The sequence below is a fragment of the Exiguobacterium sp. s149 genome, assembly GCF_018618395.1.
In the GTDB taxonomy this organism is placed as follows: Bacteria; Bacillota; Bacilli; order Exiguobacteriales; family Exiguobacteriaceae; genus Exiguobacterium; species Exiguobacterium chiriqhucha.
Genome location: NZ_JACSLZ010000020.1, coordinates 3191 through 6571, shown reverse-complemented (window position 1 = coordinate 6571; position 3381 = coordinate 3191). Strand labels below are relative to the sequence as shown.

3 protein-coding genes are annotated in these 3381 nt (G+C 43.5%); all 3 read right to left on the bottom strand.

The features are described 5' to 3' along the window. Positions 1-84: 84 nt before the first annotated feature. Complete coding sequence (locus tag KNP81_RS15050; protein ID WP_251130385.1) at positions 85-360, bottom strand: DUF4372 domain-containing protein; 276 nt, start codon at positions 358-360, stop codon at positions 85-87. 121 nt (positions 361-481) lie between these two features. Then, positions 482-1102, bottom strand: coding sequence for a sortase (locus KNP81_RS15045; RefSeq protein ID WP_214720507.1), 621 nt, complete (start codon positions 1100-1102; stop codon positions 482-484). A gap of 59 nt (positions 1103-1161) precedes the next feature. After that, positions 1162-3381: MucBP domain-containing protein (locus KNP81_RS15040; protein ID WP_214720506.1), on the bottom strand; the 2220-nt coding region annotated here is incomplete at its 5' end.

Sequence of the window (3381 nt, the reverse complement as noted above, 5' to 3'; positions counted from 1 at the left end):
TTAGGCTACCTCACACCGATAAAATATGGTGTGGTGGCAGCCTAATAAGGTGTTTTTATTAGTGTCTCATATAGCTAGGTCAGTCTACAGCTCATTGTTTTTTCTGGAGAGCTGGGACACGCTAATGGATTCAACTCCGGCTGCCTGGGCAAGGTCATCGCTCGCAAGTGCGGCTTTGAGCGCATGAAGGCTGTCCGTTTGTGTTAGATGGGCGTGCAACATCAACAGTGTATAGGCCTGTGTTGTCAGTTTTTTTGTGTAGCGATCTTGTCCGTGAATCATCACGGTTTCGTTAAATTTTTCAAAATTTATGGGGCTAACCCATTTACCAAATGAAGTTTTTCGTGTATTCTTGTCCATGCGTGAGTCCTTTTTATTGGATTTGGACAGGAACTACCTGACCTTTCCATTATAAAGGACTTTTTCTTTTGATTTTCGTCAGTTTTTGAATGTTTTATGAATTCCTAATCTTCAAAATAAATTAACGCGACACTAGTGGTATTGCATAGACAATAAAACGGTCAGATGCAGCGCCAAATAGTTGAAACGGATAACAGGTAACCAAAACCAGCTCTTCCTTATCACTTGATTGGATAATGGATGTGTCACTGCCTTTCACCACATCTGTTCCAATCACTCTATATTCGTACGTTCCATATGGCATAGTAATTTTGATCAAATCATCTTCTTTAATGCCCTCCAAAGGTTCAAAAACGGTGTCTCGGTGCCCGGCCAGTAAAATTTGATCGTTCTGTCCCGGAAGCTTGGTAGACGGCATATGACCTACACCCTTACGCAGTGATCCTTCATCTGTGCCAGAAATGATTGGTGCCTCAATCTTTACGGAGTCAATTTCAATTACACCAGCATTGTCCCCTACCTCCAACTGAAAATCTGGAAGCAGATCAGTTTCCTCTTCTCCCTTTGCTGAGCCTTCTACAGACTTCTGCTTTCCAGCAGTTAATTCTTTATTTTCTTCAATCATCTGCTTTGCAGCGATTAGTTCTTTGTCGACTTCCGCACTGCCTTGAACTAATTCATACATGGCATAACTGACGACTAAGAAGCCAATTAATAGAAAACCAATGCCTGCTCGCTTCATTGCCCTCACTCCTAAAATAAAGGCCCTCTTTAATCAAGAGAAAAAAGAGGGCCTCCTTATTACATTACTTCAAGTGTCTTACGACGTTTGTTCCAAACTAGCAACATTATCATTCCGATAATCATCATGAGGCCGCCCATAATCATTATATTGAACGTATTCGTTGCTGTTTGTGGCAATTTATCTTGAACCGGTTGATCTGGTTCAGGGTGGTCGGGTTGTGGCTCTGTTGGTTGTGGCTCTGTTGGTACTGGATTAGACGTAATTTTTTCATACACATAAGTCACGGTTTGTGAACCGTCTGTGAATGTGCCATCCGCGTTCTCCGGCTGCTCGACAAGTTTGTATCCTTCAATTTCTTTCGGAGTAGACGTGTATTCACTTCCTACTTCGCCTGTTAGCTTTTCAGAATCTGCGATCGGATTTCCATCTTGATCGACGTAAATTACTTTGACTTCTCCTGATACTGGTGTGTCTTTGATTTTTTCATACACATAAGTCACGGTTTGTGAACCGTCTGTGAATGTGCCGTCCGCGTTCTCCGGCTGCTCGACAAGTTTGTATCCTTCAATTTCTTTCGGAGTAGACGTGTATTCACTTCCTACTTCGCCTGTTAGCTTTTCAGAATCTGCGATCGGATTTCCATCTTGATCGACGTGCTTAATTGTTACTTCTCCCATTTCCACAGGTACTTCTGTCGAACTGTAAACATAAACAACTGTCTGTGGTGCTTCTTTAAACGTCCCATTTGCATTGTCAGGTGTAATAACAAGCTCGTAGCCATCAATCGCGGCAGGAGATGTACTGTAAGCCTCTCCGATCACGTCTGTCAGCATTTGTGGGTCAGCCAACGGGTTACCATCCTCATCAACAAATATAACGTTCACGATGCCATTCTGCGGTTCTACAGCGATCTTCGAATATACATAAGTGATTATTTGAGTATCCGCAGTGTAGATTCCTGAAGCATTTTCAGGAGTCACAATCAGCTCATATCCTTCAATCACAGCAGGATCAGTACTATAGGCTGCACCTACCACTCCCGTATATGCCTGTGAATCTTTCAAAATATTACCGGCCTCATCCACAAATTGAACCACAATCGCTCCTTGTGTCTCAACCGGCTCTTCCGGAATTAGCGCATAAACATAAGTAACAACCTGTGTTCCTTCTGTAAATACCCCCGCGGCATTATCGGGTGTTGCAATTAATTCGTATCCTTCAATTTGAACTGGTTGAGTTGAATATGGCGAATTAACTTCACCTGTGAACGAATCACGTGTTACCAGAGATTCTCCCTGTTCATTAACATATTCAACAAGTACGGTTCCAGTAGGTACTTCTGTTTCAACTGGTGCATAGACATACGTAACAATCTGTTGTTCACCTGTGAACGAACCAGCAGCATTTCCTGGTGTTTGAACTAATTCATAACCAGCGATTGTTGCTGCCTCCGTATTGTACGGTGAACCAATCACGCCTATTACAGTCTCAGCTGCCAACAACTCATTTCCTTCTTCATCTACATGTACAACAACAATTGTACCCATTGGATCAGCTTTCTTGATGTATACATATGTCACGGTCTGAGGCTCATCTCCAAACACGCCCTCTGCATTGGAAGGTACTTCAACTAAATCATATCCGTCAATTTCTAGCGGTGCTGTCGTATACCCGGAACCAATCAGACCAGAATCAGTCATCGGTTCTGCAAGCGGAGTCCCCTCTGTATCCACATATTCAACTACAATAACACCTTTTACTTCTGGGACATCTGCAGGACCATAAACGTATGTCACTGTCTGGGTCTCATTTGTAAATTGACCAGATGCATTATCGGGTGTAGCCGTTAGTACATACCCCTCGAATTCTTTCGCCGCTGTAGTGTAGTCTGTTCCAATCTCTCCGGATAGTAGCTCCGGTTCAGTCAAAGCATTTCCTTCTTCATCTACATGATTAACCGTTACTGTGCCTGGTTCAACAGGTGTCTGCACCGGTTGATAAACGTAAGTTACAGTTTGAGGATCCTCTGTGAATTCGCCTGTTGCGTTGGATGGAACTTCAACCAGTTCGAATCCATCAACTTCTGCCGGTTCAGTGGCATACTCTTCGCCCACTGTCCCTGTTTGCGTCGTTGACTCAGCTAGCTCATTTCCATCTTCGTCCACATATACGACCGTGACATCACCAGCCACTTTTGCGTACACATAAGTGACTGTCTGAGCTTCTTCGCCGAATTCACCAGTTGCGTTCTCTGGTGTTTCGATCACTACGTATCC